32 protein-coding genes are annotated in these 24,831 nt (G+C 52.1%); 21 read left to right on the top strand and 11 right to left on the bottom strand.

The genetic code is table 11. The features are described from left to right. Positions 1–49 precede the first annotated feature (49 nt). The 6 genes from BUB72_RS11745 (at position 50) to BUB72_RS11720 (ending at position 4,002) form a co-directional block, all read left to right on the top strand. Positions 50–322 (top strand): rod-binding protein, encoded by a 273-nt coding sequence (locus BUB72_RS11745; protein WP_073143962.1) that lies wholly within the window; start codon positions 50–52, stop codon positions 320–322. A gap of 1 nt (position 323) precedes the next feature. Beyond that, complete coding sequence (locus BUB72_RS11740; protein ID WP_073143960.1) at positions 324–677, top strand: hypothetical protein; 354 nt, start codon at positions 324–326, stop codon at positions 675–677. Between the two features lie 198 nt (positions 678–875). Next, positions 876–2,357 carry a flagellin gene (locus BUB72_RS11735; RefSeq protein ID WP_073143958.1) on the top strand — a complete coding sequence of 494 codons (1,482 nt, stop codon included), beginning with the start codon at positions 876–878 and terminating at the stop codon, positions 2,355–2,357. A 63-nt stretch (positions 2,358–2,420) separates the two neighbouring features. Next, positions 2,421–2,789, top strand: a complete 369-nt coding sequence (gene flaF, locus BUB72_RS11730; protein WP_073143956.1) for a flagellar biosynthesis regulator FlaF — start codon at positions 2,421–2,423, stop codon at positions 2,787–2,789. 5 nt (positions 2,790–2,794) lie between these two features. Then, positions 2,795–3,199 carry a flagellar biosynthesis repressor FlbT gene (gene flbT / locus BUB72_RS11725; protein WP_073144380.1) on the top strand — a complete coding sequence of 135 codons (405 nt, stop codon included), beginning with the start codon at positions 2,795–2,797 and terminating at the stop codon, positions 3,197–3,199. After that, on the top strand, positions 3,196–4,002 hold the full coding sequence (locus tag BUB72_RS11720) for a DUF1217 domain-containing protein (RefSeq protein WP_073143954.1): 807 nt from the start codon (positions 3,196–3,198) through the stop codon (positions 4,000–4,002). Before flbT ends, BUB72_RS11720 begins: the two co-directional genes overlap by 4 nt. 309 nt (positions 4,003–4,311) lie before the next feature. On the opposite strand, the gene BUB72_RS11715 is transcribed toward BUB72_RS11720, so the two are convergent. Beyond that, on the bottom strand, positions 4,312–5,637 hold the full coding sequence (locus tag BUB72_RS11715) for a FliI/YscN family ATPase (RefSeq protein ID WP_073143951.1): 1,326 nt from the start codon (positions 5,635–5,637) through the stop codon (positions 4,312–4,314). An 80-nt stretch (positions 5,638–5,717) separates the two neighbouring features. On the opposite strand from BUB72_RS11715, the gene BUB72_RS11710 reads away from it, so the two are divergent. The 9 genes from BUB72_RS11710 to BUB72_RS11670 are packed head-to-tail and all read left to right on the top strand — an operon-like array spanning position 5,718 to position 10,287. Then, on the top strand, positions 5,718–6,110 hold the full coding sequence (locus BUB72_RS11710) for a FlgB family protein (RefSeq protein ID WP_073144377.1): 393 nt from the start codon (positions 5,718–5,720) through the stop codon (positions 6,108–6,110). Positions 6,111–6,118: 8 nt separating this feature from the next. Beyond that, positions 6,119–6,511: a flagellar basal body rod protein FlgC gene (flgC, locus tag BUB72_RS11705; protein WP_073143949.1), complete on the top strand. Its 393-nt coding sequence runs from the start codon at positions 6,119–6,121 to the stop codon at positions 6,509–6,511. A gap of 30 nt (positions 6,512–6,541) precedes the next feature. Next, on the top strand, positions 6,542–6,817 hold the full coding sequence (gene fliE, locus BUB72_RS11700; protein WP_073143946.1) for a flagellar hook-basal body complex protein FliE: 276 nt from the start codon (positions 6,542–6,544) through the stop codon (positions 6,815–6,817). Next, positions 6,817–7,086 (top strand): flagellar biosynthetic protein FliQ, encoded by a 270-nt coding sequence (locus BUB72_RS11695; RefSeq protein WP_073143944.1) that lies wholly within the window; start codon positions 6,817–6,819, stop codon positions 7,084–7,086. Before fliE ends, BUB72_RS11695 begins: the two co-directional genes overlap by 1 nt. Position 7,087: 1 nt before the next feature. Beyond that, positions 7,088–7,807 (top strand): flagellar hook-basal body complex protein, encoded by a 720-nt coding sequence (locus BUB72_RS11690; RefSeq protein WP_073143941.1) that lies wholly within the window; start codon positions 7,088–7,090, stop codon positions 7,805–7,807. 16 nt (positions 7,808–7,823) lie between these two features. Continuing rightward, positions 7,824–8,609: a flagellar basal-body rod protein FlgG gene (flgG, locus tag BUB72_RS11685; protein WP_073143939.1), complete on the top strand. Its 786-nt coding sequence runs from the start codon at positions 7,824–7,826 to the stop codon at positions 8,607–8,609. Next, complete coding sequence (gene flgA, locus BUB72_RS11680) at positions 8,606–9,043, top strand: flagellar basal body P-ring formation chaperone FlgA (protein WP_083588643.1); 438 nt, start codon at positions 8,606–8,608, stop codon at positions 9,041–9,043. Before flgG ends, flgA begins: the two co-directional genes overlap by 4 nt. Before the next feature lie 8 nt (positions 9,044–9,051). Then, the gene (flgH, locus tag BUB72_RS11675; protein ID WP_139250668.1) at positions 9,052–9,792 is read left to right on the top strand and encodes a flagellar basal body L-ring protein FlgH; all 741 of its coding nucleotides are present in this window, start codon (positions 9,052–9,054) and stop codon (positions 9,790–9,792) included. Positions 9,793–9,801: 9 nt separating this feature from the next. Then, on the top strand, positions 9,802–10,287 hold the full coding sequence (locus tag BUB72_RS11670; RefSeq protein ID WP_073143937.1) for a flagellar basal body-associated FliL family protein: 486 nt from the start codon (positions 9,802–9,804) through the stop codon (positions 10,285–10,287). On the opposite strand, the gene BUB72_RS11665 is transcribed toward BUB72_RS11670, so the two are convergent. The 9 genes from BUB72_RS11665 to BUB72_RS11625 form a co-directional block, all read right to left on the bottom strand. Beyond that, positions 10,284–10,613, bottom strand: coding sequence for a hypothetical protein (locus tag BUB72_RS11665; RefSeq protein ID WP_073143935.1), 330 nt, complete (start codon positions 10,611–10,613; stop codon positions 10,284–10,286). The two genes, BUB72_RS11670 and BUB72_RS11665, sit on opposite strands and share 4 nt — an antisense overlap. Further along, positions 10,610–11,695, bottom strand: coding sequence for an EscU/YscU/HrcU family type III secretion system export apparatus switch protein (locus BUB72_RS11660; RefSeq protein WP_073143932.1), 1,086 nt, complete (start codon positions 11,693–11,695; stop codon positions 10,610–10,612). Before BUB72_RS11660 ends, BUB72_RS11665 begins: the two co-directional genes overlap by 4 nt. Continuing rightward, entirely contained in the window at positions 11,695–12,468 is a 774-nt protein-coding gene (locus BUB72_RS11655; RefSeq protein ID WP_073143930.1) for a flagellar biosynthetic protein FliR, read from the bottom strand. Before BUB72_RS11655 ends, BUB72_RS11660 begins: the two co-directional genes overlap by 1 nt. Beyond that, positions 12,468–14,531, bottom strand: a complete 2,064-nt coding sequence (flhA, locus tag BUB72_RS11650) for a flagellar biosynthesis protein FlhA (protein WP_139250667.1) — start codon at positions 14,529–14,531, stop codon at positions 12,468–12,470. Before flhA ends, BUB72_RS11655 begins: the two co-directional genes overlap by 1 nt. 89 nt (positions 14,532–14,620) lie before the next feature. Further along, positions 14,621–16,477: a hypothetical protein gene (locus BUB72_RS11645; protein WP_073143926.1), complete on the bottom strand. Its 1,857-nt coding sequence runs from the start codon at positions 16,475–16,477 to the stop codon at positions 14,621–14,623. Further along, positions 16,474–17,343, bottom strand: coding sequence for a flagellar motor stator protein MotA (gene motA, locus BUB72_RS11640; protein ID WP_073143923.1), 870 nt, complete (start codon positions 17,341–17,343; stop codon positions 16,474–16,476). The genes BUB72_RS11645 and motA overlap by 4 nt, the downstream gene beginning before the upstream one ends. Positions 17,344–17,379: 36 nt before the next feature. Next, the gene (locus BUB72_RS11635; RefSeq protein ID WP_073143920.1) at positions 17,380–17,961 is read right to left on the bottom strand and encodes a MotE family protein; all 582 of its coding nucleotides are present in this window, start codon (positions 17,959–17,961) and stop codon (positions 17,380–17,382) included. Next, a complete protein-coding gene (locus tag BUB72_RS18635) occupies positions 17,958–18,194 on the bottom strand; it encodes a hypothetical protein (protein WP_139250666.1) in 237 nt (78 codons plus the stop codon). The genes BUB72_RS11635 and BUB72_RS18635 overlap by 4 nt, the downstream gene beginning before the upstream one ends. 159 nt (positions 18,195–18,353) lie before the next feature. Beyond that, positions 18,354–18,830, bottom strand: coding sequence for a flagellar basal body-associated FliL family protein (locus tag BUB72_RS11625; RefSeq protein WP_073143915.1), 477 nt, complete (start codon positions 18,828–18,830; stop codon positions 18,354–18,356). A 104-nt stretch (positions 18,831–18,934) separates the two neighbouring features. Between BUB72_RS11625 and fliF the strand changes: the two genes are divergently transcribed. Genes fliF through BUB72_RS11595 form a run of 6 tightly spaced genes read left to right on the top strand, consistent with a single transcriptional unit; the run spans position 18,935 to position 23,876 of the window. Beyond that, positions 18,935–20,575: a flagellar basal-body MS-ring/collar protein FliF gene (fliF, locus tag BUB72_RS11620; RefSeq protein ID WP_245814808.1), complete on the top strand. Its 1,641-nt coding sequence runs from the start codon at positions 18,935–18,937 to the stop codon at positions 20,573–20,575. Beyond that, on the top strand, positions 20,572–21,168 hold the full coding sequence (locus BUB72_RS11615; protein WP_073143910.1) for a FliH/SctL family protein: 597 nt from the start codon (positions 20,572–20,574) through the stop codon (positions 21,166–21,168). Before fliF ends, BUB72_RS11615 begins: the two co-directional genes overlap by 4 nt. Continuing rightward, positions 21,161–21,439: a FliM/FliN family flagellar motor switch protein gene (locus tag BUB72_RS11610; protein ID WP_073143908.1), complete on the top strand. Its 279-nt coding sequence runs from the start codon at positions 21,161–21,163 to the stop codon at positions 21,437–21,439. Before BUB72_RS11615 ends, BUB72_RS11610 begins: the two co-directional genes overlap by 8 nt. After that, on the top strand, positions 21,436–22,182 hold the full coding sequence (gene fliP, locus BUB72_RS11605; RefSeq protein ID WP_073143906.1) for a flagellar type III secretion system pore protein FliP: 747 nt from the start codon (positions 21,436–21,438) through the stop codon (positions 22,180–22,182). Before BUB72_RS11610 ends, fliP begins: the two co-directional genes overlap by 4 nt. Next, positions 22,183–22,653, top strand: coding sequence for a hypothetical protein (locus tag BUB72_RS11600; protein WP_073143904.1), 471 nt, complete (start codon positions 22,183–22,185; stop codon positions 22,651–22,653). It begins immediately after the preceding gene. A 23-nt stretch (positions 22,654–22,676) separates the two neighbouring features. Next, positions 22,677–23,876, top strand: a complete 1,200-nt coding sequence (locus BUB72_RS11595; protein WP_083588642.1) for an NAD(P)/FAD-dependent oxidoreductase — start codon at positions 22,677–22,679, stop codon at positions 23,874–23,876. Here the strand turns inward: BUB72_RS11595 and trhO are convergent. Next, positions 23,873–24,772 (bottom strand): oxygen-dependent tRNA uridine(34) hydroxylase TrhO, encoded by a 900-nt coding sequence (gene trhO / locus BUB72_RS11590; protein ID WP_073143900.1) that lies wholly within the window; start codon positions 24,770–24,772, stop codon positions 23,873–23,875. The genes BUB72_RS11595 and trhO overlap by 4 nt on opposite strands. Between the last annotated feature and the right edge of the window lie 59 nt (positions 24,773–24,831).

Genomic DNA, 24,831 nt, shown 5'->3' with positions numbered 1-24,831 from the left:
TTACTACTGGCGAATATTTGTTTGAGGGGCGAGGAAATTTGAGGATGACATGGAAATATCTACTAGCCCGAACGCCCTACGTGGACCTTTAGCGGTCGATAATAGAAGTCAGCATCAAGAAATTACAAAAAACCTAGAAATCGCGTTTGTCACAGAAATGTTGTCTTTCGTCGGAATGAAGGAGCTTTCATCTGAGTTTGGAGGCGGCGCTGGTGAGGAACAATTTCAATCATTCCTCCGAGAGCAGCATGCTCGACTCATTGTCGATAAAGGCGGATTGGGTCTCGCTGAGCAGTTTTTTAACAGCATGGCGGTGAAGTGAGATGGCACCTGAAAATAAAGGCTGCAAGATTGCAGAGATTATGAAACTTGTCTCTGACGAGCGGCGATTGTTGATCGACGGCAAGATTGAAGAACTTGCTGAAATTTCACGTCAAAAGCAAAATGCGATTGAAAAGATGTCAGAGTATAAAGAGCGTCTTTCCGAAACAGATATGGCGGTCATTTTGAATGCCTGTGACGACTTGCAGGGGCTGTACCAGTTTGCTCAAGCTGGACTATTGGCCGCAAGCTCGCGACTTCAATCGATACAGTGCCCTTCTGAGCATTTGAGGACCTATGATGCTGCGGGGCGCAACCAGGGTTTTCAATTTTCCTCACGAGAGAGTTTTTTCTGATCTATTTCCTAAATGTTTATCCAATGCGGATCTAGGCTTTAGGGAACTCTTAGCAAGTCTCAGATCAAATAAGCGAGCATCCTGCGAATGGGGTGGCGCGTGTTTGGGGAAGACCTTGCAAGCAAAAGTCAAAACGACTCTTCAATCACTAAGGTGATCAAATTTCGGCGTTGAACTCGCCGTATCAGAGGAAACGATATGTCTAGTATTCTAACCAACAATGGCGCAATGGTTGCGTTGCAGACTCTCAAGTCTATCAATTCCGATTTGCTTAAAACCCAATCGGAAATTTCCACAGGTAAATCTGTTGCATCGGCAAAAGATAACTCCGCACTTTGGGCGATTTCCAAGGTTATGGAATCAGATGTCAAAGGATTTAACGCAATTTCGGAGAGCTTGTCTCTCGGGGAATCGACCGTTGCTGTGGCGCGTCAGGGTGCGGAAACAGTAACTGACCTTTTGACGCAAATTAAGGGCAAGGTGGTTTCCGCGCAGGAAGAGAACGTCGACCGAGATAAAATTCAAACCGACATTGATGCACTGACATCACAGATCAAGTCGGTCGTCGGCGCTGCGCAGTTCAATGGTTTGAATATGCTGAAGGGTACAGATTCAGTCGACATCCTGTCTTCCCTAGACCGCTTAAGCGACGGATCTGTATCCGCCTCGAATATCTCGATCGCGCGTGCTGACCTTTCGGACAGTTCCGGGACCTACGGCACTGGAACATCGTTGTCGGCTAATGCGACGGCGTCTGCTGGACCCGTCGCAAACACCGGAACCACTGAAGCCATCACATTTTCTGACAGCGCAGACATGTCAGGTGATGATTTCCAAATCACCGTTGGCGGCTCTACGCTGAACTTTGCGTCAGGAACATTTCTGGCGACCGATACCGAGGAGCTTGCAATCGACCAGATCGCAGGGGCAATCAATGCCCTTGGTCTGGAGGGGATTAGTGCGGCTCGCAACGGTAGCGACCTTGAAGTCACGTCTACACGAGCTTTTGAAACAGTTGATCTTGCCTTTTCAGGTTCACCGGTTGTCGATGGAACCGCAACGATTGCAGAGCGCGCTGAAAATGTCACCTTTTCTGCAGTTTCGAAAGTCAATGCAGGCGACGGATACCGAATTACGCTTGGCTCCAACGTCGCTACTTATGTGGCCGGTGAGGGCGAAACCTTTGAAGATGTCGCAAATGGCCTGAAGGCTGCGATCGACTCTGCTGGAATTGAAGGTGTTTCGACGCGCGTTGCGACAAACAGCAATGGCGAGCAAGTGCTCAAAATTGATAATGACAGTGCCTCGGCAATTTCGACTTTCACTGCAGTCGGCGCGCAAGACGGAACGGCTTCAGGCGGCTTGTTCGGTTTGGGTAGTATCGATGTCACTTCTAACCAGGGTGCCGAGGCAGCTTTGGGAAATGTTGAAGTTTTGATCCAGAATTCAATTGATGCAGCCGCTGAATTTGGTTCTGCTCAGGGCCGTATTGAGACGCAATCTGATTTCATAAGCAAGCTGACAGACTCGCTTAAATCAGGGATCGGAACGCTAGTTGATGCGGATATGGAAGAGGCTTCTGCTCGCTTGCAAGCACTTCAAGTTCAGCAGCAGCTAGGCGTCCAAGCGTTGTCGATTGCAAATCAGGCTCCGCAAAGCATCCTTTCGCTCTTCCGCTAAGCGAACCTAAGAGCGAGGCGCCACTTCGGTGCCTCGTTCGTTCTCAGAACATAAGGTGACTAAATGAACGTGACGCTTAGAGCTATTTCCGCTTATGGAAAGAACAATACTCCATTGAGGACGAATCGTGGCATTGAATACGAAGTGTTTGCTCGCGTTACACGATCGTTAACCGAGGCGCTAAATGCCGACGTGACAGAGTTTCCAAAGCTTGTTGAAGCATTGCATGCTAACAGGCAGCTTTGGAATACACTTGCTGCCGATGTTGCCGATGTCGACAATGCTCTCCCGGAAATGCTTAGGGCTCAAATTTTTTATTTAGCAGAATTCGTCAATTTTCACACGAGTAAAGCACTTGCCGGGAACGCAACGGTCAGTGCGTTGCTCGATGTGAATCTGTCAGTGATGCGCGGTTTGAGTTTGAAAGGATAATGGCAATGAGTGGGCTTGTAATAAAATTAGGACCGAAGGAACGCGTTCTCATTAATGGTGTGGTCGTCGAAAATGGAAGTCGACGTGGGCGGGTGCAGATATTGACGCCCAACGCCAAAATCCTTCGACTGAAAGATGCGATCCATCCAGACGAGGTAAACACTCCAGTACGCAGGGTGTGCTACATTCTCCAGTTGATACTATCTGGGGATGCAAACCTTGGTGACGGAAAGCGACAAGTTCTTAACGGTATTGAACAATTAAGCCACGCATTTTGGGATACGGATAGCCGGCGCATTCTTGATGTCTCGACCGAGTATGTCGTTAAAGAACAATTTTATCCTGGGCTAAAGTCGCTTCGTCAACTGTTAGCACGAGAGGCGAGGTTAATGGCGGCCGCGAGCGAATGACTTTTACCCCAGTTATTCCATTCTCTGGCCTCCAAGGTTGGACGTTTTTGTCCAGGTCTATCGATTCTCAGAGAGAGAGTTTGATCAATTCAAGCGAGGTCAAGCGCGAGACGGAGGCATTTAGACAGAAGATCGGAAGTATTAAGTCTGCCGAAGAACTAGTAGGTGATCGGGGTCTGCTATCAGTGACCCTAACCGCGTTCGGGCTGGAAACAGACATCGATAACGTATTCCTCATCAAGAAAGTACTCGAAGATGGTACGCTATCGCCGGACGCGTTGGCCAATCGATTTTCGGATAAGCGCTACCTAAGCTTATCTAAGGCGTTTGGTTTTGGTGATTTTGATATTCCGAGAACCCAACTTAGCGATTTTTCCGATGAAATCTTGTCAGCTTATAACACGCGTAGGTTTGAAGCCGCCGTTGGAGATCAAAGTCAGGACCTGAGATTGGCATTGTCCTTCGATCGAGAGATTCTGGATATTGTAGAGAAGGGAGGTAGCGATACTGCAAAGTGGCTCGAAGTCTTAGGAAATGCACCACTGAAATCGATGGTGGAAAGATCTCTGTTCTTACCATCTAGTTTTGGAAATCTTCCCATAGACAAACAAGTCGCCATCCTCAAAGAGAAGTCGAACTCCAGATTTGGAGTGGCTGACTTCGACAGCTTTCGCGATTCAGACGTTAGGGGAAAGCTTCGCGTCAATTTTTTATTGGCGTCACAAATCACTGAAGGTGGAGGGGTGAGTAGTGCTTCGACAGCACTAAGCTTGTTGCAAGGTAACGCCACTCTGCGCTTTTAACACCAGTGAGATCAAGATGTCCTTGTCAACTGCAGGGTTCAATTAAAACGAACTTGACTATGGTGGTGAGGTTAATTTTAATATTTAGGTCTCGAATCAGATCTAAAAGGTGAACTTGCCTCATTCTAGATCTAAATATGAATTTAATCTTTCTAGGCGGAATCTATTAGGATTTTTTACTGCAGATTTCAACTAAGTGCCGGTAGGAAAGCCAAGTTAACGCTTGGTACAGTAGCAGCACTAGTTGAACATTTTGGGCCCATCTCCTTTGACCTTAAAGGCTAAACTTATCGTATACCTATGTTGCTCTTACTCTCTGCATTGTTTCAGGCATGTTTCTAGAAGACAAAAGGCCTTCCTTGCCGTGGTAAGCCGTGTTGAAGAAAGAAATGCTTCAATTATCGGTCTAAATTTGATCGCCTGATCGGTTGCGTCATCCGATCCGGCCTCATACAGACCAGATTTGATCAAGATTCGAGCTTCTTCGTATGTGCCGATGAGACGACGAGCTTGTGAGAGAGTTTCATTCTCCTCTGTTGTTGCCGCGTTGGGCAGACTCCGGGATACCGACTTCGATATATCGATGGCCGGAAACCGTCCTCGCTCCGCGATTTCGCGTGATAAAACAACATGGCCATCTAACACACCGCGCATAATGTCCGCGATTGTGCCTTCCATATCTGAGCCTTGCACAAGAACAGAGAATATTGCGGTGATATCTCCCGCTTTGATGGCTCCAGGACCAGCGCGTTCGCTAAGTGCCATCAGCTCTTGAGTTGTCGATGGAGGGAAGCCATCCAGACTTGCGCTCTCGCCCGTAGAGAGCGCTATTTCTCGATGCGCTTCTGCAAATCTCGTGACTGAATCAGCAAGTAAAAGGACATGGGCACCTTGGTCACGGAAATACTCAGCGATGGCCATGCCGACCCAAGCACTTCGACGTCTGAGCATCGCTGATTGATCGGAGGTCGCCGCAATAATCACTGCTCGCTTCAGACCTTCAGGACCCAACGTGTCTTCGACAAAGTCTTTAAGTTCGCGTCCTCTTTCTCCGATCAGAGTTATCACAACGACGTCGGCTTGCATCTCTTTTGCAAGATCGGCAAGCAAGGTGGATTTTCCTACGCCCGAGCCCGCAAAGATACCAAGCCGCTGACCCTTCACAATTGGCAAGAACGTGTCGAATGCCGCAAGCCCGCTATTGAGGCGTTCTCCAAATCGCTTCCTTGTGGATGGCGCTGGAGGGCTCGCTTTTAATGAGACCTCCTTCGGACCTTTGATTAATGGCCTGCCATCCAACGGGCGCAGCAGAGGGTCTATTATCCGACCAAGCCAACTGTTATCGGGCATGATGCGTTTTGGGCCCAAATGCGAAACACGGTCATCCAGGGCGATGCCCGTCGAACCGGTCTCGGGCAGGATGTCTACCACTGTCTCACGAAGCGCGAGGATTTCTCCAAAAACAGATGGTGCGTTTTGGGGGTGAAGGATCACGAGATCACCAACCTGCCCGAAACTACAGAGCCCACGGACTTGAACCAGATTGGCCGAGGTTGAACATACTGATCCGTCACGAAATACGCGTGGAATGTCATTGATAGTGGAAAGCAAAGCGTTAAAATTTTGCTGTGTCATCTGATTGCTCCCATTCGATTACCCTTTTTAAAGGAATCACTCTTAAGACAATGTGTATGCATTCGACGGGAGAAGCCCTGATGTTCGAGAAAATTACAATCATGAGCGTAGCTGGGCAAATGGCTCGGCACGCGACGTCTCGGCAAAGCCTAATTTCGCAAAATATTGCACATTCAGATACACCAAATTTTAAAGCGAAAGATATCACTGGGTTTTCTAGTGAGATTTCAGAAGAATTTGACTCTTCCGTTTTTCGAACGACGCGTTCAGGGCATGTTGGAGCTTCTGAAGTAAGTAGCTTAAGCGCGCAAATATCAGAAACGAATTTTCCCGCAGATCCAAATGGAAACACGGTTTCAATTGAGCATGAGATATTGAAATCCATTGAAGCGGAGCGGCAACATTCGCGAGCAATTGCGATTTATCAGCATTCTATTGATCTTCTGAAAATGTCGATTGGGAGAGGGCGGTAGTTCTAGAGATGAGTGATTTCGGGAAAAGTTTGGAAATTTCTGCAAGCGGAATGCGAGCCCAGTCGTCGCGGTTACGCATGGTATCGGAAAACCTAGCTAACGTAGATACCCCTGGATACCGTCGTAAGATGTCGTCTTTCGAACAGGTTTTCGACGATAGCGGCGAAACGGCGTTAGTACGTAAAGGCAAGACACGTCTTGATCAAAGTGAGCTACCCAAAATTTACGACCCTTCCCATGTCCTTGCTGGCTCTGATGGATATTTTGAAGGATCTAACGTCAATCTCATGATTGAAATTGCCGACGCGCGGGAAGCGCAGAGAAGTTATGATGCAAATTTGAAAATGTTTGAGCAAGCGCGAAAAATGTCGACTGCGTTGCTTGATCTATTACGCCGGTAGCGGCCCCTAACAACATAAGGATAGTCCAGAATGGATGTTTCTACCACACTCGCGCAGCGCGCCTATGGTGCTGCTCGGCCAGCAACCAAGCCAACAGAAGAACAGGCGTTGGGTCATGCTGTTCAGACGTTCTCGGACCTTGTTTCCGGAGGAGAGCGGGTCGCGATTGACTCGATGGCAGGCCGCGCTGACGCACACAGCCTTGTCGAAGCCCTTACCCAATCAGAGTTGGCTGTCCAAACGGCAGTAAGTGTGCGCGACAAGGTTGTTGAAGCCTATCAAGAAATCCTCCGGATGCCGGTTTGATGTTGAGTGAGTCAGAGTTTTTTGATGTCTTGCGGCAAGGGTTGTGGGTTGCTGTTGTGATTTCCGGACCCATCTTGACTGTCGCTCTAGGCGTAGGTCTGTTGGTTGGCTTGTTTCAGGCTCTGACCTCAATTCAGGAAATGACGCTCACCTTCGTTCCCAAGGTTGGGGCCATCCTTGCGACGTTCTGGATTTCGATGAGCTTCATGACGCGCCATTTAATGATTTTTTGGTCAGACACGATTCTACCTTTAGTTGCGGGAGGCTAGAATGGGGAGCACGGTTTACACAACGATCACGCGTCAATCTGGATTGATGAATGAAATGCGCGTTGTGGCAAATAACATCGCCAATCTCGCAACGACTGGATTTCGCACAGAAACAGCAGTTTTCTCCGAATACATCATGCCTTTGGGACAAAACGAGGGAAGCGTATCGATGGCGCGGGCGAATGCCCATATTACAAGTTTTCAACAAGGTGCGATGACAAAAACTGGTGCGGCGTTTGACCTTGGAATTAACGGGGAAGGATTTTTCCAGTTGGAAACTCCAGCTGGCGTTCGCATAACACGTGCCGGAGCGTTTAGTCCGAATGCAGCGGGAGAGCTGGTATCCCCGGAAGGATTCCGATTGTTAGATGCTGGCGGTGCGCCGATATTTGCGCCGACGGACGTTGGGCAAATAAGCATCTCTGCAGATGGAACCATGTCAGCTGATGGAAATCCGTTCTCCCAAATTGGCTTGGTCGTCCCGTCAGACTTCAACGCTCTAGAGCGAGAAGGTGGGGTGAGGTTCAAAAGCAACTCAGAACTTCTTCCGGCGGATGCAGCCACTGTGAGCCAAGGTTTTCTGGAATCCTCCAACGTGGAGGCAGTGCAGCAAATTGCACGGATGATCGAAGTTCAGCGATCTTATGAAATGGGGCAGTCGTTTCTTGAAAAAGAAGATGAACGGCTGCGTTCAATTATGACGCTCGTTGGCGGGCGCTAGAGGAAAGGGTAATCAAATGAATGCACTCAAAATCGCAGCGACCGGAATGGCGGCGCAGCAAGCACGAGTTGACGTGATTTCAAACAATCTCGCTAACATGTCGACCACGGGCTACAATGCACGGCGCGCCGAGTTTGCCGACCTTCATTATCAGCAACTTACCCGAGCCGGTAGCATCAATGCCGCTGATGGCACCGTTGTTCCCGCGGGTGTTCAAATGGGGTTGGGGGTGCGTCCAACAGCAGTTTCAGTGAACGTGTCGCAAGGCGCGCTCTCCCGTACGGGCGGTGATCTTGACCTGGCAGTGGAAGGGCGAGGTTATCTAGAAGTCTCTATGCCGTCCGGAATTTCAGGCTACACGCGTGACGGTGGGCTCAAGCGAACCGGAGAGGGGCTTCTGGTCACATCGGATGGTTTCCCGATCGTTCCAAACATAACCATTCCCGAGGATGCCAGATCGATTTCGATAAACCCTGAAGGGGAAGTTTTTGCGTATTTTATTGATCGTGTAGAGCCCGAACAGTTGGGGCAATTGACGCTTGCCGGCTTCGTAAACGAAAAAGGCTTGGAGGCAATCGGGAGCAATCTTTTCGTTGAAACCTCGGCCTCGGGTGGCGCAATCTTTGGTACTGCCGGTGAAAACGGTTTGGGGAGCTTTCGACACGGGTATCTTGAAGATTCTTCGGTCGATGCCGTTCGGGAAGTGACCGAGCTGATCGAAGCGCAGCGAGGGTATGAATTGAACGCGAAAGTGATCACCGCCGCTGATCAGATGCTGAGTGCGACGACACAAATCCGATGATGGCAAGCGTTCAACTCCTTTTTATACTAATCCTCTGTAGCGTCACTGCCAATGCCGCAACGGCACAGGCGGTTGTTCCTACACATACGCTTCAACCCGGTGACATCGTCTCAATTGAAGATGTTCAAATTACCGAAGCCTCGGTGCGCGATGGGTTTTCTGAGCTTGTTCAGGTGTTGGGATTCGAGGTGCGAAGAGTTCTTTATCGTGGCCGCCCGATGCGTCCGGGCGATGTCGGAGTTCCCGCATTGGTGGAGCGCAATGAGCTTGTAACTTTGGTCTATCGCATCGGAGGACTTAGCATTGAAACAGAGGGACGTTCGCTAGGGCGCGGCGCCATTGGCGACAAACTTAATGTGCTCAACCTTTCGTCAAGAAATACCGTTTCAGGTCACGTTAATGAACTCGGCGCCGTCATTGTTGGGCGCGAATAGGAAGCATTATGATAAGACTGATCGAGAATAAATTCCGCTGGGCCTTGATATTGCTCGCACTCGCGGCGTGCGGGCGTTTGGAAGATGTTGGCAAGGCTCCGGAGATAAGCCCAATCGCAAATACAAATGAACACTATGCGATGATGCGGATTCCATTGCCCAAGTCGTCTGAACCTGCGTTGGTGTCTGATAGCGCTTCATTGTGGGAATCTGGCCGGCACTCATTGCTCGGTAACCAACGCGCCGAGCAGATTGGGGATATCGTGACCGTCGTTGTCGAAATTGACGAGCGCGCCGAGATTTCCAATAGCACGTCGCGTGCACGGGCCGGGTCCGAGTCTATGGGCATTCCGTCCTTATTTGGAATTCCACAAAGGATCAACGAAGCGCTCCCAGAAGGCGCAAGCCTCGACACTGCAGTCGCGACGAACTCCTCGAGTTCTTCTTCAGGGGACGGCTCGGTCAGACGCAAAGAAAAGTTCTCGATCCGAGTGGCCGCAACGGTAGTGGACGTGCTTCAGAATGGAGTTCTAAGCATTCAAGGGACGCAAGAGGTTCGGGTAAATTTCGAACTTCGGGAGCTGCTTGTCAGCGGATATGTGCGACCCGCTGACATCAACCGAAAGAACGAAGTCTCTTATGACCGCATTGCTGCAGCGCGGATTTCCTATGGCGGACGCGGGCAGATCACCGATGTGCAGCAGCCGCGCTACGGACAGCAAGTTGCTGATATTTTATTGCCGTTTTAGGAGAGGCCGATGGGTGCATTGCTACCAATAGTTTTAGTCGTGTTGGGTGTGGGGCTCGGTGCCGGTGCCGGATATGTCCTCCGCCCTGCACTCATCGATGAAGAAACCGCCGAGGTTAAACACCCTGAAAATCATGTGGAAGAGAAGGTTGCGGTGGAAACTCCGCAAAGTGAGCTGAGCTATGTAAAAATTAACAACCAGTTTGTTGTGCCCGTGATCAAGCAGGATCGGGTGTCTGCATTGGTTGTTTTGTCTCTTAGCTTGGAGATTTTGGCGTCTGAAACAAGCGCTGTCTACGATCGAGAACCGAAGCTGCGAGACGCATTTTTGCAAGTGCTTTTCGATCATGCGTATCTAGGTGGCTTTGATGGTGTCTACACAGCATCCCCAGCGATGGACACCTTGCGCCGCTCGCTGCTTGCCAGTGCGCGAAAGGTAGCTGGGGAGAATGTTTTCGATGTATTGATCACCGACATCGTTCGGCAGGATATCTAAAGCTCCCCTCTCGCGATCAGTTCACGCATCGCTTCTAGCCGACCGAAAGAAATCTTCAGCTTCCTCTTTGCTTCTAGGAGTTCTGGGTCCATTTCAAACATTGTGCGTGAGATTTTGTGGGCTTCGCACCGTCGCCATGCGGCGTATTTGCAAGCGGCATCAGCGAGCTGAAAATTGCCAATACCCGTGTGATCATGCTTAAGCGCAGTTTGGAGTGCGGCGCGTTTTTTTTCGAGTTCAGAGAGTCGCAGTTTTAACTTCTGAAATTTCGCTTGATCTGCCTGATAGATTGTATCAAGCGCTGCGAGCAATCCAGCGGCCTTCATGGTTTTCTCCTCGACATTGCACTTACCGACTGGGCAAAGCGGATTGCCGCGGCAACTGCACGGTAGTCATCCGGCCAAACCTCGCCGCCGACTTCTATGCGGGCGAACAGGGATCGGGCAGAAGGCGGATCGTGATGGATCGGGATGGATGATTTGAGCGCAATTTCACGGATTCTGGCTGCAATTTCATCCACACCTTTAGCAACACAGATTGGCGCAGTTGATGCGGATTCATCCCATTTTAACGCAACTGCGTAGTGAGTGGGGTTCACGATGATAACTGTCGCATCTGGTACGTCCGACAGCATTTGGTTCATTGCAATCTCTAATCCTCTTTGGCGCCTGGCCTGCTTGTTGTGGGGGTCGCCTTCCGCTTCCTTGCTTTCGTCCTCCACCTCTTTTCGCGTCATGCGAATTTTACGGTGATGTTCTGCAACTTGCCAAAGGTAGTCGACACCTCCAACAATGATCGAAACGACCAGTAGCAAGGTCAGGAACGCCAGAATTTGACTGCCGAGTACGCCTGTCATTTGTGGTGGTTGGAGATCTACAGTTTGAAGAATTTCGGGAAGGCCAGCTTTCAGGAACCACACCATAACGAGACTGACGACGACAAGCTTGGTCGCTGATTTCGCAAACTCGAAGAGTCCAGCTGCCCCGAACTTGTTCTTTGCGGAGGTGATAGGAGAAATTTTGCTCAATTTGGGGCGTATTTTGCTGGGAGCAAAAGTGAATGCTTTTTGCGCCACAAGGCTTAGTGCGACCGCTATCGCAGGGATGGCAAAAAGAGGCAGCAATGATGTCAATACAAGCGACCCGAGCAAGCCAGAGATTGACGCACTATCCATTGCGCGGTCTGAATTTGAAAAGAGCTGAGGTTCAGAGATGAAGTGACTCAGCTTTGTCGCGGCATCTAGCAAGGCCGTTGGGCCCAACACCGTAAGCGCCAGAATTAACCCGACATATGCGGCTGCGGCAGACAAGTCGGTCGACTTCGCAATTTGCCCCTCTTTCCGCGCATCTTGAAGTTTTTTCGGTGTCGGCTCATGCGTCTTTTCCCCGCTTTCTGGAGCATCTGACATTAGAACCCCGCACCAGAGGGGCTGGTCAGGTGCGTAAATGCGCGGCCCCAAACAGTCAGGATGACGGGGCTAGAGACAAGAAGTAAAATTAAGCCGCCCAAACTGATAGCTGGCGCGCCGACAAGCGCGACCATGAGTTGAGGCATCGCCTTATTAATTGCACCCAATCCCAAGTTGTAAATCAATGATGCTAAAACGAAGGGGCCGGCCAGGGTGAAGCCTAGGCCGAAGATCTGACCCACCTTCAAGATGGCCCATTCGGCGGCCGGTCCACTGGCTGGCCAGACACCGACTGGGAAGGTCTCGTATGAACTCAATAAGAGCTCAACTACGCGAATATGAAGTCCTAGCATCACCGCCAAACCAAGACCTGCAACAACGAAAAGAGTACTGAATGCTGTCTGGGGTTCCGCACCCAATCCACCGCCGAAAAACTGTGACAACGAGGTTGATTGCGCTGCGATGGTGCCCGCGATTTGCAGTGCAATCACCAAAAGCCGAAACACAAACCCCACCATAAGTCCGGCGATGACCTCTAGACCAATTAGCGCAAACCAGTCACGTTGCGAGCTGGTCTGTTCAAGACTTTGCCAAATCATCGGAGTTAGAATTGCCGAGAAGGCCAGTGTGGCCGCGAGCTTGACGCGCATCGGGACGACCTGTTCTCCGAATGCTGGCAGAAATGCCATCGCGGCTCCTACCCGCATGACCACAAGTGAGGCGGCCCAGATATATGCTTGGGGGAATGCGATTTCGGAAAGGAGCCCCAACATCACGCCGCGACCATACCAACGATAGCAGGCCGACTATCAGACGCGATCTCCTCGTAAGAAAAGACAGAAGTGTTGATCCCGCGGTTCGCCAAGAGCAGTCGAATAAACCTGCGACGAAGGACTGATGTTACGACGGCGGGAAAGACTCCATTTTCATTCAGATGTGTCAGCTTTTCAGTTAAGCCTTCTGCCAGTCGCGTATAGTCTTCGGGTGGTAGAGAAACGTCTGAAGGTTGTGTTTCTGACTTGGAATATTTGCTGAACACATCTTCCCAATCGGGTGAAAGCTGGATCAGCGGGAGTGAGCCGTCCTCTCTTTTTAGCTCAGCAAACAACTGTGCGCCTAGCCTTTGGCGAGTATGTTCACATAACCCTTCTGCCGTTGAATGGATGGATCGCCCCTCCGCGATACTTTCGAGAATTACTGGAAGGTTCCTGATCGAAATTTGCTCCTCGAGAAGCAGGCGGAGCACTTGAAGAAGTGTTTCGAGGGAGACCTTTTCTGGAATGAGCTCATCCAAAATCTTTCGGTTTGCTTCATTTCGTTTTGTGTCTGAGAGATTGGTGAATTCATCAAGAATCCGACGTAACCCTCTCAGACTCAATAGTCGCCCAAAGTTGCCTTTGACGACTTCCAATAGATGCGTGGCAAGGATCTCCGGAGGAGTTACCACCGTGCATCCGGCCAAGGCAGCGTCTTCCTTGTATTTTCGTGCCATCCACTTCGCGGGCGCGCCGTAAACTGGCTCCTTAACGGTTTCGCCTTCAATCGCGTTCGGGGCATCAGGCGGAAGCAGGGCAAGCACGGAATCTGGGAGTAATTTGTCTTCGGCTTTCACGACGCCATGAATGCGTATTCGGTACACGCCAGATGCAAGAGATGCATCATCGGTTAATCTAATTTCAGGCAAAACCAGGCCAAAGCTGCTCGCAACGTGGCTGCGCATATTCGCAATTCGAGTTTCCAAGCCGGTCGTCGGGTCAAGCGCCATCATCACGAGATCCGGCGAGAATTCGACATGAATCTCGTCCAGATCAAGGATGTCTCCCATTGATTTTTCGGGCACCCGTTCAATTGATATTGGCGCAGTAACTTCCGGCGTCAGATCGAGCTTGCGTTTGAAATAATAGGCTGCAGCCAAAAGCGCCGCAGCCCCGAGCATAAACGGGATGAATGGCATCCCGGGGACCAGCGCGAAAAACACCATGAGCACCCCGACAGTTGCAATCGCGGATGGATGCCGCCCGATTTGTTCAACCATGGCTATGTCGGTTGCGCCGCTGGTCCCACCGCGGGCAAGAAGCAGGGCTGTGGCAATTGAAATGATGACGGCCGGAATCTGTGTTACGAGACCATCGCCAACCGTCAAAATCGCGTAAGTTTCGAACGCCAAGCCCATCGGCATCCCGTGAGCTGCCACACCAATGATGAGGCCCATTACGAGGTTCAACATGGTTATCAGCAGGCCTGCGACGGCGTCGCCTTTTACGAATTTTGATGCGCCATCCAGAGAGCCGAAAAAGGTAGTTTCAGCTTGTTCACGTTCACGTCGGGACTTGGCCTCGGTGTGATCAATGGCACCTGCGGACATGTCGCTATCGATGGCCAGTTGCTTGCCCGGCATTCCGTCCAAGGCAAAGCGTGCGCCCACTTCCGCCATGCGCGTTGCGCCCTTGGTGATAACAATGAAATTCACGATAAGCAGGACGCAAAATACTACCAGACCAAGATAGACACTGCCGCCCATGACAAAGTTGGCGAAGCCCTCAATCACGTTTCCCGCGGCTCCGGTACCGGTGTGCCCTTCTCCGATTATCAGCTTGGTTGATGAGACGTTGAGCGATAATCGCAGCATCAAAGACGCCAGCAAGATCGTCGGGAACGCCGAAAAATCCAGCGGTCGTTCCAGAAACAATGTCGTTGTGAACATAAGGATCGCAAGGCCGAAAGACGCGGCTAAGCCAAGATCCAACACCCATGCAGGCATCGGCAGGATCATCATCACAATGATTGCCATGAGCGCCACAGCCAGAATAACGGTGGGTTGAAAGAACATTTTCATCAAGGGATCAAGCCGGTTGGAGTTAGGTATTGAAAGCGCCCGTCCAGCTTAGATTTACAGGCGATAATGGATGGTTAACTTGGCCGTCGTTATTTGACAACTACAGCACTTTCACGGCTCAGCATGTTTCCGATTTTTTGACGCACATCCTTACTTGCCCCAAGCATGTCTTTTGCTGAAATCAGTGTAGGTGGCGTAATTGTGCCAGAGGACGAAACGCGAGATGAGTCAGCACTTTCAGCGATGATTGAAGTTTCTGTTTCGGCTTCAAAATCAATTGGCGAACGACCAGAAAACGTCTGCGCGAGCTTACCCAAGCTTGCCGTTTCCAGTCGCTTCTTGATGATGCCAACTGTCTCAGGCTGTAGATATTTGTCCCGCTGTTCAGGTTTTAACCGTAAGGCAAATTTTGCAACGTCAGTATCGCTTCCGTGCTCAGCCAAGTGCTTTGCAGTGAAGGAGACTACTTTTTCCATTCGGTCATCGTCCAAGAGTTTGGTGGCAGCATCTAATGCATCGGCATAGTCACCTTTTAGGACAGAATTTTGCGCTAAGAGCATTGCCAGATCCTTTGACGATTTGTCACCACTTTGCTGGACTACAAACGATTTTGCGATTTCCTCCATAGGTGGCTCGACTGCAAGACCCTTTTCAATTGCCTGTTGAAGCACGAGGACCAGAGCTTGAGGTGTTTCACTATTGCTCTTCTTGACCAAGACCATCAAATCTTCGACAGGCAGACTTTCTAGATCGCCCTGTACCGGAGCAGCAGCTTTCATATCTGGGTGATGTCTGACCAGCGAATTTCGAAGGACACTGACTGCAATCTCTTGGCCGTCTTGGTGCAGCCGCACCATCAAATAGGGGCCAAGTGCAGATTTCAGATGATGGGGAAGGCGGGTGAAGTTTTCCGTGATAACTTTCGCCTGAGGCTCGGCGATTTTCACTTCGTCGCTGCTTGAAATTGCTGCCCATACAGCGAGCATGCCATCGCAGCCGTTGCTTGGAAGCTTGGCCGGAAAATTTGCTGTATTGTCGCCATCCAGAATCTTTGCGAGCGGCCTCAGAAATTGAACCTGCTCACCGGTCAAACCGAGTGTGTCGATCGTGGCGAGCGCTTCGGCTCCCATCGCAAAATAGAGGTAGAGTTTCGTTAGGTGCAACGCTTCTGCTTGATCCAATTCGTCAAATTCACCCACAAGCGAGTTGCGTGCTTCACTGATCTGATCTGAAAATGAGAGCTCGGCTCCCCAGTTTTCGATATCACCAAGCCGTTCTGGTGGGCAATCCGGTTTCGTTCGTACCGAGACGTGTTCCCGTCTTGCCGCGCGGTCGAAGGCAGAAGTCGTTCTAATCCGGTTGGCTGGTGGTTCAGGGAGCAGTTTTGCGTCGGTCGGTGCAGGAGGAGCTTCTGACTTCGGCAACTTAGGTGGAATTGGAGTCAGTAACTGTTGCGTCGCTGCCTTTCCGATGCGTTCCGACAGGTTTTCCCGAAAGGCAGATACGGCGGATGTGTTCTCACGTTGGCGGTTGAATTCCTCTGGGTCCGGCCAGTAGTATGTGGCGGGAACGGGCTTCACTTCTGTCGTTAAGTTGACGGGTTCGTCAAAGACATCCACCAGCAGACCCACTCGATCAACCGTTTGGATGTCGATCGGACAATTACAATCGAGAACGATATTCAAGCTCGAATTTGTGGACTCCACTCGCGCAATTCTATCGGGAGGAATCATGCGGAAAACCTCGGAGGTATCGAAGCCCGATGTCCAACCTTCGATTGTGACCGAGACGGAGTTGTCTGATCGGGATTGGGACCATCTCTGCGCCTTGCCAGTGTAGAGAACCAGCCGTGAAAATCCGTCATGTTCGCCGGATTTTACAACTGCCGGCTTGGCCCAAGCGTTCCCGCAACACAGGATGCCCAAAAGGAGAACGATAAGTTTCAAGCCGCGTCCTTTCGCACCCCTTTCAGGGCTTCTTCAAGCTCGGAGTAACTCGGGCGAAGAGAGCTTGGTGTGTTCTGCCGCCCGACTTCGATGCACATGTTCACGGAATGCTGATGAAGATTGGCAACCAGAATTTCTCGTATCAGCGACTGGAAATGCCCCTCGTCTTCAATGACGGTTTTGATTTTGGCTGCGAATGGCCCCACAAAGCCGTAGGCTAGGAATACCCCTAGGAAAGTTCCTACAAGTGCACCACCAATGAGCTTGCCCAATACTTCGGGGGGTTGGTCAATTGATCCCATTGTTTTGATGACACCCAAGACCGCCGCCACGATGCCCAGTGCTGGCAAGCCATCCGCGATGGTCTGCATGGCATGACTTGAATGCATCGCATGATGTGAGTTTCCTTCGATGCGCTTTTCAAGAACCTCTTCGACTTGATGCGGGTCGTCGTAGTTCATTCCCGCGGATCGCAATGTGTCGCAGATCAGGTTGACCGTTTCGTTATCCGCCAAAATCTTGGGGTAATCTGTAAAAATCGACGACTCCGCCGGCGTTTCAATATGGGGCTCAAGCTCTACAGGGCTGCGGCGCGCGACACGAAGAAGTTCGGACAACAGGCAAAGCAAGTCTTGATAATCCTGCTTGTTCCATTTCGGGCCTTTGAATACTTTTCCAATGTCTTTGACGGTGTGTTTGACGCCCGAAAAGTCGTTGCTGATCAGAAAGGCTCCGACGGCTGCTCCGCCGATCATGGTGAATTCGAAGGGGAGCGACTTCAGAATAATGCCCATTTTGCCACCAGCAGCAAGATAGCCACCGAAGACCATTACGAATACGACCACGACCCCGACTATTCCAACCATTTCCAGATACTCCTTTCTTTGCTGCGCAGATGTGGCTTAGATTTTCGGAGCGTTTGCGTTCCGGCCAGCCAGAACAACGCTGATAGCGTAGGCTTTTTCGGCTGTAAGACCTGATAGAATACCTGCAGCCGCCGACGGCGACATTTCCGCAAGGAACCCCGCAGCAAATTCGGGGTTCATTTGCTCGAAAAGCAGGGCCGCGTCTTTTGGCTTCATCGATTCATAGACAGATGTCAGTCGGCTGACATCATCTGATGACGCCCCGTCGACACGCTGAATAGTCGCGGCAAGACGGGTCTCTGCATCCTCCAACTTGTTAAGGTTCTCCAGAAGTTCAGCTTCGGCTTGGACAAGGTCCTTTTGTCGTTGCGCCTGCGTGGCCTCGACCTCTGCCACCCGATCGGAGCGTTCCCGCAGGAGTGCCATAAGCTCCTGCGTTTCAGCATCAGTTACGCATTCCAAGGTTGCGCCATCTTCCGTCGATGGCTCCGTGTCTTCAGGGCTGGATGCAATCGCTATTCCGACCGACCCGAGACGCAGGCTGCCGGACAAAAGCAACATGGCGACGACGAAGATCAGTATCTTTCGCGGTGATCGGGCTTTCTTGGATTCTGTCATTGCGGTGCCTTTCGGGAAGCATTCCGAACGAAGATGTTTGCGTCCGGATTGGCAGCCGCTGCCTCCGCAAGGAATTGAGCGTCCGCCTCCACTTCAGTTTCGGGGAGGTCCTGAAGGGCTGCGATCATCAACTCCAGACGGTCGGCGATGTTCGCGGCAACTTCGGTCTTGTCTTTTAAGTCGGTTGCCGAAGTGTTCGCCGTATCTTGCGCTGATGATAAAACACGTGTCATTTCATCTACTTGCCGCGACAGTATAGCAATGGCTGAGCCTAAATCTTGGTCTAGGCCTTTGAGCTTGGAGAGCTTTCGAGACAGGACGAAGCAATAGATTGCGGCGGCAATTGCCCCAAGTCCAAGGAGGATATCAGCTAAAAAAGTCAAACGAGATCCTCACGAAAATACGAATTCGGTAATTAGAAGGTCACGCACGTGCCCCGTGCCTGTCACGATTTGAACCCGGCGCAGCATTTGTGCCCGTAGTCTGATCAGGGAGGCCGGATTTTCGAGCTCGGAAAGGTCCACTGCGCGCAAATAGCCGTTCAGGACGTCCAGAATTCGCGGCATCAACAACGCAACATCTTCAGTGCGCTCGGGTGCGACTTCCAGTTCGGCACGAAATCGAAGCTGGCGATTTCCAGAGCGCCCGACAGTGACGACAATTGGATTGATTGGCACAAAGCTGATAGCAGGAAGCGGCTCTGTTACGTCATGCGCTGCCTCTGTTACGTGCTCGATTTCGGGTGCAAGGATCATGCCGGAATACACAGCAAAGAATCCACCACCCCCGCCAAGCATTGCTAGGACGAGCCCGATGATCAGTCCGGCTTTCCCTTTTTTCTTGGGTGGTTCTTCAGTTTCGTCCGTCATTTGATTCTCGCTGGTTTTTTTCAGCTATACGGGCCAACCGACTAACCGATTGTTAAGGCTGATCACTTTAAGTGGCTGTCAGCGGGTCAGAATGACTCGCCATTGTGAGAGGTTCAGTCGTGCAGCAATTCCAGCAGTTATGGGACGCATTGGATACGCGGAAGCGCGTCATTGTCATTGGAACGACGGTGCTCGTCATGTTGGGTGTGTTGTTTCTTACGCGCATGGCTGCGACGCCCAATATGGGCCTTCTGTATAGCGGGCTCGCACCGAATGCGGCCGGTGAAGTTATCGCACAGCTTGAAGCTCAGGGTGTTCCGTTCGAAGTGAAGGGTGGGGCGATCTATGTTGAAGATGCTCAACGCGACCAACTGCGGTTGACGCTTGCGGGGGAAGGGTTGCCGGCCAATTCCGGCGATGGTTACGAGCTTCTTGATGAACTCAGCGGTTTCGGGACAACTTCGCAGATGTTCGATGCCGCTTATTTGCGTGCAAAAGAGGGGGAATTGGCGCGGACAATTGTGGCAAATCCCCAGATCAGCGCGGCGAGAGTACACATTGCGCAAGCCTCGCAAAGCCCGTTTCGGCGATCTGTACAACCGACTGCTTCTGTATCGATTCGAGGGGATGGCGGCCAAATTCCGAACGCGACCGCTGATGCGATCCGCTTCCTTGTCGCGTCTGCTGTGGCAGGGCTTCAACCCGATGACGTATCAATAATTAATGCGGATCTAGGTGTGATCATGACGTCGTCAGGGAAGGATACCCCCGCGCGATCAGCCTTGGCACATGGGGAGCGCCTAAAGCAAAATGTCGAGCGGCTCATTCTGGCAAGAACCGGCATCGGTGGTGCGGTCGTGGAGGTTAATGTCGATACGTTGACAGACGCGGAAACCATTGTTGAACGCAAGCTGGATCCCGAAAGTCGAGTGGCGATCAGCACAAACACGCAAGAGACATCAAGCTCCTCACGGAACCAGGGAGGCGGGGCAGTGACAGTTGCCAGCAACCTGCCTGAAGGCAATGGACAGGGCGGGAACGAGCAGTCCGGCCAAAACTCCGAAACCCGAGAAATTGTAAATTACGAAATCTCGGAAACGACCCGTGAAATCCGCCGAATTGCAGGCTCCATAAAGCGGGTCACTGTTGCCGTGCTTGTGGATGGGACAAAGCGAATTGACGAGGGGGGAGTGGAAGTTTGGGAGCCCCGCAGTGATGAAGAATTGCTCGCGCTCGACGCGTTGGTGAAATCAGCGATCGGGTTTGATGAGACGCGCGGTGACTCGGTGACGTTGCGATCAATGGATTTGACGCCGGATCCGACTTTAATTGAAACACCCGAGAACGGTTGGGTGACGTCTCGTCCATTGGATGTCATGGCATTAACCCGAATCGCGGCCGCAGCTTTCGTTGTTCTCGCGCTTGGATTGTTTGTCTTACGGCCCATTTTGGTGGCGGCCAAGTCTGCCGAGCGACCGCTGAACGAGCTGCCTTCGCCTGATCTGATCTCCGGCCCCACACAAGTTCCAGCCCTGCCTGCCGCAATCGGCAAAGAGCAGACCCAGAGGGGGCAGGCCGATTCCATACCGAAAGGCTTGCCGGTTGTCGGATCCAACTCATTGAACGCGCCCGTGCAGCCCGAAGACCCTGTAGAGCGGTTGAAGGCCCTAATTGACGAACGCCAAGATGAAACTGTTGAGGTCTTGAAAAGCTGGATCGAAGCGCCGGAGGTGACGGCACAATGACCCAGAGTTCTTATCTAGAGGATTTTTCTTCCGCTGACCTGCGACCAAAGGCGTCGACGCCGACAGCGGGGACAAACGCAGATGCCCTGCGTGCGTCATTTGACGATGGTTATAAATGTGGATGGCAGGATGCTGCTGCCGCATCTCAAGACCAAGATCGCGAAACGCGCGAAGCATTGTCTTCTGCGCTTCAGGTGGTGAACTTCACATATTTCGAGGCGCGAGAGCACGTCATGCAGTCGGTGAGGCCGGTGCTGGATGCCATGGTTGAAGCAATCTTGCCCCAGCTGTTAGCCAAAAGCATTGGAGGCCGGATCGTAGAGGTGCTTGCTGAAGCTGCCGACGGCATCGAAACAACTATTACGATTGCGTGTGCGCCGGAAAGCACTGCCATGCTGGAAGAACTGGTGGCAGAAACCATAAAGCTTCCGGTGATTGTGAAAGCCGAGCCGACCCTCACCGCATCTCAGGCAACTGTACATCTTGGCGACGGGCAGGCCCGCATTGATCTGGATGCCACGCTCGATGATTTGCGGGATGCGATAAATACCTTCTTTGAAATCCCGGAATTGATGGAGGCGGAACATGCCTGACCCGACAAGTTTGAAGGACGATCTTCTACAAGGTGTAAGCGTTGACATACGCGTTTGCGTCGGCTCCGCGTCACCGACCATCAAAGACCTGATGCAGCTGGAGCCGGATTCAATTCTACCATTAAGTACCCATGTCGACGATCCGGTGGAACTCTATGTTGGTGACAAGCTAATCGCCAAAGGGTTTCTAGAAACGTCGCCAGACGGTGACGACGGCAGCCTGTCGGTGCGACTGACCGCCGTGGGTGATCCGACAACCGGGTTGAAATGACGGGTTTGCAATCAACCGTTCGCTTAGCCGTACTCGTTCTTACAGCGGGGATATTTCTCGCGTTGCCCGCAGAAGCGCAGGACCTGTCGATTTCTCTGGGGGATGACGCCTCACTAAGCGCGCGTGCGATGCAGTTGATTGCGTTGATGACTGTCCTGAGCCTTGCCCCGGGCATCGCGATTATGATCACCTGCTTCCCGTTCGTCGTAACGGTGTTGTCCATTTTGCGTCAGGCGATCGGCCTGCAATCTGCACCTCCCAACATGCTGATCGTCAGCTTGGCGTTATTTCTGACCTATTTCGTAATGGACCCGGTTTTCACGGCAAGCTGGGAAAACGGACTGAAACCCTTGAACGAAGGTGTTATCTCAATCGAGGAGGCCATACCCAAGGCGCTGGAACCATTTCGCGGGTTCATGTCTGCGCGATTGGATATGGATACCTTTTTGACGCTGGCGGATCTTCGACCGGAGCAAGCCGGAGGTGGTGCCCCCAGTGAGGCGTCATTCTCGATCTTAATTCCGTCGTTCATGCTCAGCGAGATCGAGCGTGCATTCCAGATCGGTTTTTTGGTGTTCCTACCATTTTTGATCATCGACTTGGTGGTGTCAGCGGTTCTCATGTCGATGGGCATGATGATGGTGCCACCCGCCATCGTATCTTTGCCATTCAAGCTGGCATTTTTTGTTGTGGCCGACGGATGGAGTTTGATCTCAAGCGCACTTGTAAGGAGCTATATGTAAATGTCGAATCCTGCCGAGCCTTTGCCAACTATGCCTCAGCACGCCGACGGGGCACCATCACCGGGTCAGGTCAAGAAAGCGCGTATGCTTGTTTCAATGCTGGGCGCAGATTTTGCCAAGACATCTGCGCATCCGTTCTTCAAGGATCTGGCCCGCACCGCCATTCAGCCTTTGGACAGGAAAGCCGCCCCACCTGACATGAGTAAGGCGCTGGCAACTCTTGTTCGGCGATTGGCCCAGCCACATCGGCCACGCGAAACCCTTCGCAACACTAAGGTGCAAGAGAGCACAGCGTCTGAAAAAACCGCCGCACCTGTAACGGGGGAGCCTGATATCATGGCGCAGCATCCGGCCTTGATTGCAAAGCACCTGATAGATTTGCCGACTGCGTTGCAGCTCGACGCGCTACGCAAATTACGAGGGCAAACCGCGCGGCAAGTGGCCGCTTACGTTGCGGAGTTGAAGAAGTAGACGCCGTCAAAATCGGTTTCCCCATGGCGTCACCTTCGCAAGCTGTGCCAAATACGGGTATGATGGATCGTGTCGATACAGAAATCCTAATTGTCGGCGGTGGCCCCGCCGGTTTGTCTGTCGCGTCCACGCTGCCAGAAGATATTTCGGCGATTTTGGTGCACCAAGATCGCAGCATTGGCACCCCGGTCCGCACTTCCGGTGGATGCTGGATGCGGGACGTAAGCGCACTGGGCATTCCAGCTGAATTCGCTCACCCCGTGAACAATGCGGATATTTATTCAGACAATGAACATCTGAAACTCGACATGTCATCAGACCCAGTCGGGGTGTTGAATGTAACGGCCCTTTATCGCTGGCTAGCGGGGCAAACTAGGGCCGACATTCGATGTGGTACCAAATACTTGGAGACGCGGCGAGAAGGTGGAAAGCTCATCTCACGGCTGCGCGAAAACCGGAACGAATACGAAATTGCCTCGCGAGTGATCGTGGATGCTTCGGGTTGGCATTGCGCAGTTTTGCAAAGTCTGGGTCTCAGCCCACCGCCCGACAGGCGCGGGATTGGTATCGAGTACGAGTTTGCGGCACCATCGCACGACCCAGACCGCGCGGCGCTTTTCTTCGGGTCAGCGACACCCACGGGATATGGATGGGCGTTCCCCACGACATTGGGGAGCTTACGGTTGGGTGTGGGCTTGATTGAGCCGGATTCCGACCAGTCGCCAAAGGCGCTTATGGAGGGCCTTCTTGCAAGCAATGCGTTGGAGCGCATGGGTTTACCAAGACCTCTGAGCTTCCACGTTAACGCAGGAATTCTGCCGTCCGTTCCGTTCACATCCAATCTGATTTTCGACGGGGTCATCCGCGTTGGAGATAGCGCGAATATGGCCACGCCGACATTAGGGGAAGGCATTCGGATATGTATCGAACACGGCCGCACATTAGGCGCAGCATTGGGAAAGGACTCACCCAAAGCCTTGACGCAGTGGGAGAGGATTGTTCGCCGAAAGCTGGCTTTGCAGTATCGCATTGGTTTCGAAGCCAATCGCCGTGCCGCTGCCTATACGCCGCGCGATTGGGATCGGTCGGTTGCAAGGATGCGCACATTGCCACCCGAAGAGTTGCTGCGCTTTTTCCAGAATGATTTCTCGGCGCGTATGATTGCGCAACGGGGTGCTCAGTCCATTGGGCGCAAGATCGGCCGGATGCTTGGCGGTCGTTAACCGATGTGCTTTTCGCCGCGTTTGGTTGCCAACCTGATCTGCGTCTGACGTTCGCGGAAGCGGTCGCGATCCTCAGGCGTGGTTTCGTGCAAACAGTGGTGGCAGCTAACGCCAAGCTCGTACTCCGCACGCCGCATGTCTTCGGGCTGCAAGGGGCGGCGGCAGGCGTAGCACAGCTTCAACTCGCCCTCTTTTAGTCCATGTCCCACGGAAACCCGCCCGTCGAAGACAAAGCATTCACCATCCCAAGTGCTCGCGCTTTCGGGAACTTCTTCCAGATATTTGAGAATGCCGCCTTGCAGATGGTAAACGTCTTCGACTCCTTGGCCGAGCAAGTAATTGGTGGATTTCTCGCAGCGGATACCACCGGTGCAAAACATCGCGATCCGTTTGTTGTGGAAGCGGTCTTTGTTGGCCTCCCACCATGCGGGGAATTCACCGAAACTTCTGGTTTGAGGATCAATCGCGCCCTCAAAGGTGCCAATGGCCACCTCGTAGTCGTTGCGAGTGTCGATCACGGCGACGTCCTCTGACTGGATAAGCTCGTTCCAATCAGCTGGTTTGACATAGTGGCCGGTGCCCGCTAGCGGGTCTACGTCCGGCTGGCCCATCGTCACGATCTCGCGCTTCAAGCGGATCTTCATCCGGTTGAACGGCATGTCAGATGCGGTGGATTCCTTGTGTTCCAGATCGGCGCAGCCGGGTAAGGCGCGCAGATGCGCCAGCAAGGCGTCAATTTGACCACGATTGCCCGCCACCGTGCCGTTGATTCCTTCGTGGGCAACCAGCAAGGTCCCTCGCAAGCCCTCGCGCTCGCAAAGCGCCACCAAGGCGGGGCGCAAGCTGTCAGGGTCTTCGAAGCGGGTGAAATGATAAAGTGCAGCAACTGTAAACATGCGAACGCTTTACGACTGTGCAAAAGCAGGATCAAGTGCGGGCTGTTGACGCAAGGCGG

This window comes from Litoreibacter ascidiaceicola (assembly GCF_900129235.1).
GTDB classification, from domain to species: Bacteria; Pseudomonadota; Alphaproteobacteria; order Rhodobacterales; family Rhodobacteraceae; genus Litoreibacter; species Litoreibacter ascidiaceicola.
The sequence above is the reverse complement of the archived record's forward strand: the minus strand, read 5'-3'. Positions and strand labels throughout refer to the sequence as shown.

Bases quoted from the DNA above. Each gene is read 5' to 3' on its own strand.
- BUB72_RS11745 (WP_073143962.1), top strand. From the start codon at position 50: ATGGAAATATCTACTAGCCCGAACGCCCTACGTGGACCTTTAGCGGTC.
- BUB72_RS11740 (WP_073143960.1), top strand. From the start codon at position 324: ATGGCACCTGAAAATAAAGGCTGCAAGATTGCAGAGATTATGAAACTT.
- BUB72_RS11735 (WP_073143958.1), top strand. From the start codon at position 876: ATGTCTAGTATTCTAACCAACAATGGCGCAATGGTTGCGTTGCAGACT.
- flaF (WP_073143956.1), top strand. From the start codon at position 2,421: ATGAACGTGACGCTTAGAGCTATTTCCGCTTATGGAAAGAACAATACT.
- flbT (WP_073144380.1), top strand. From the start codon at position 2,795: ATGAGTGGGCTTGTAATAAAATTAGGACCGAAGGAACGCGTTCTCATT.
- BUB72_RS11720 (WP_073143954.1), top strand. From the start codon at position 3,196: ATGACTTTTACCCCAGTTATTCCATTCTCTGGCCTCCAAGGTTGGACG.
- BUB72_RS11715 (WP_073143951.1), bottom strand. From the start codon at position 5,637: ATGACACAGCAAAATTTTAACGCTTTGCTTTCCACTATCAATGACATT.
- BUB72_RS11710 (WP_073144377.1), top strand. From the start codon at position 5,718: ATGTTCGAGAAAATTACAATCATGAGCGTAGCTGGGCAAATGGCTCGG.
- flgC (WP_073143949.1), top strand. From the start codon at position 6,119: ATGAGTGATTTCGGGAAAAGTTTGGAAATTTCTGCAAGCGGAATGCGA.
- fliE (WP_073143946.1), top strand. From the start codon at position 6,542: ATGGATGTTTCTACCACACTCGCGCAGCGCGCCTATGGTGCTGCTCGG.
- BUB72_RS11695 (WP_073143944.1), top strand. From the start codon at position 6,817: ATGTTGAGTGAGTCAGAGTTTTTTGATGTCTTGCGGCAAGGGTTGTGG.
- BUB72_RS11690 (WP_073143941.1), top strand. From the start codon at position 7,088: ATGGGGAGCACGGTTTACACAACGATCACGCGTCAATCTGGATTGATG.
- flgG (WP_073143939.1), top strand. From the start codon at position 7,824: ATGAATGCACTCAAAATCGCAGCGACCGGAATGGCGGCGCAGCAAGCA.
- flgA (WP_083588643.1), top strand. From the start codon at position 8,606: ATGATGGCAAGCGTTCAACTCCTTTTTATACTAATCCTCTGTAGCGTC.
- flgH (WP_139250668.1), top strand. From the start codon at position 9,052: ATGATAAGACTGATCGAGAATAAATTCCGCTGGGCCTTGATATTGCTC.
- BUB72_RS11670 (WP_073143937.1), top strand. From the start codon at position 9,802: ATGGGTGCATTGCTACCAATAGTTTTAGTCGTGTTGGGTGTGGGGCTC.
- BUB72_RS11665 (WP_073143935.1), bottom strand. From the start codon at position 10,613: ATGAAGGCCGCTGGATTGCTCGCAGCGCTTGATACAATCTATCAGGCA.
- BUB72_RS11660 (WP_073143932.1), bottom strand. From the start codon at position 11,695: ATGTCAGATGCTCCAGAAAGCGGGGAAAAGACGCATGAGCCGACACCG.
- BUB72_RS11655 (WP_073143930.1), bottom strand. From the start codon at position 12,468: ATGTTGGGGCTCCTTTCCGAAATCGCATTCCCCCAAGCATATATCTGG.
- flhA (WP_139250667.1), bottom strand. From the start codon at position 14,531: ATGAAAATGTTCTTTCAACCCACCGTTATTCTGGCTGTGGCGCTCATG.
- motA (WP_073143923.1), bottom strand. From the start codon at position 17,343: ATGGTTGGAATAGTCGGGGTCGTGGTCGTATTCGTAATGGTCTTCGGT.
- BUB72_RS11635 (WP_073143920.1), bottom strand. From the start codon at position 17,961: ATGACAGAATCCAAGAAAGCCCGATCACCGCGAAAGATACTGATCTTC.
- BUB72_RS18635 (WP_139250666.1), bottom strand. From the start codon at position 18,194: ATGACACGTGTTTTATCATCAGCGCAAGATACGGCGAACACTTCGGCA.
- BUB72_RS11625 (WP_073143915.1), bottom strand. From the start codon at position 18,830: ATGACGGACGAAACTGAAGAACCACCCAAGAAAAAAGGGAAAGCCGGA.
- BUB72_RS11615 (WP_073143910.1), top strand. From the start codon at position 20,572: ATGACCCAGAGTTCTTATCTAGAGGATTTTTCTTCCGCTGACCTGCGA.
- BUB72_RS11610 (WP_073143908.1), top strand. From the start codon at position 21,161: ATGCCTGACCCGACAAGTTTGAAGGACGATCTTCTACAAGGTGTAAGC.
- fliP (WP_073143906.1), top strand. From the start codon at position 21,436: ATGACGGGTTTGCAATCAACCGTTCGCTTAGCCGTACTCGTTCTTACA.
- BUB72_RS11600 (WP_073143904.1), top strand. From the start codon at position 22,183: ATGTCGAATCCTGCCGAGCCTTTGCCAACTATGCCTCAGCACGCCGAC.
- BUB72_RS11595 (WP_083588642.1), top strand. From the start codon at position 22,677: ATGGCGTCACCTTCGCAAGCTGTGCCAAATACGGGTATGATGGATCGT.
- trhO (WP_073143900.1), bottom strand. From the start codon at position 24,772: ATGTTTACAGTTGCTGCACTTTATCATTTCACCCGCTTCGAAGACCCT.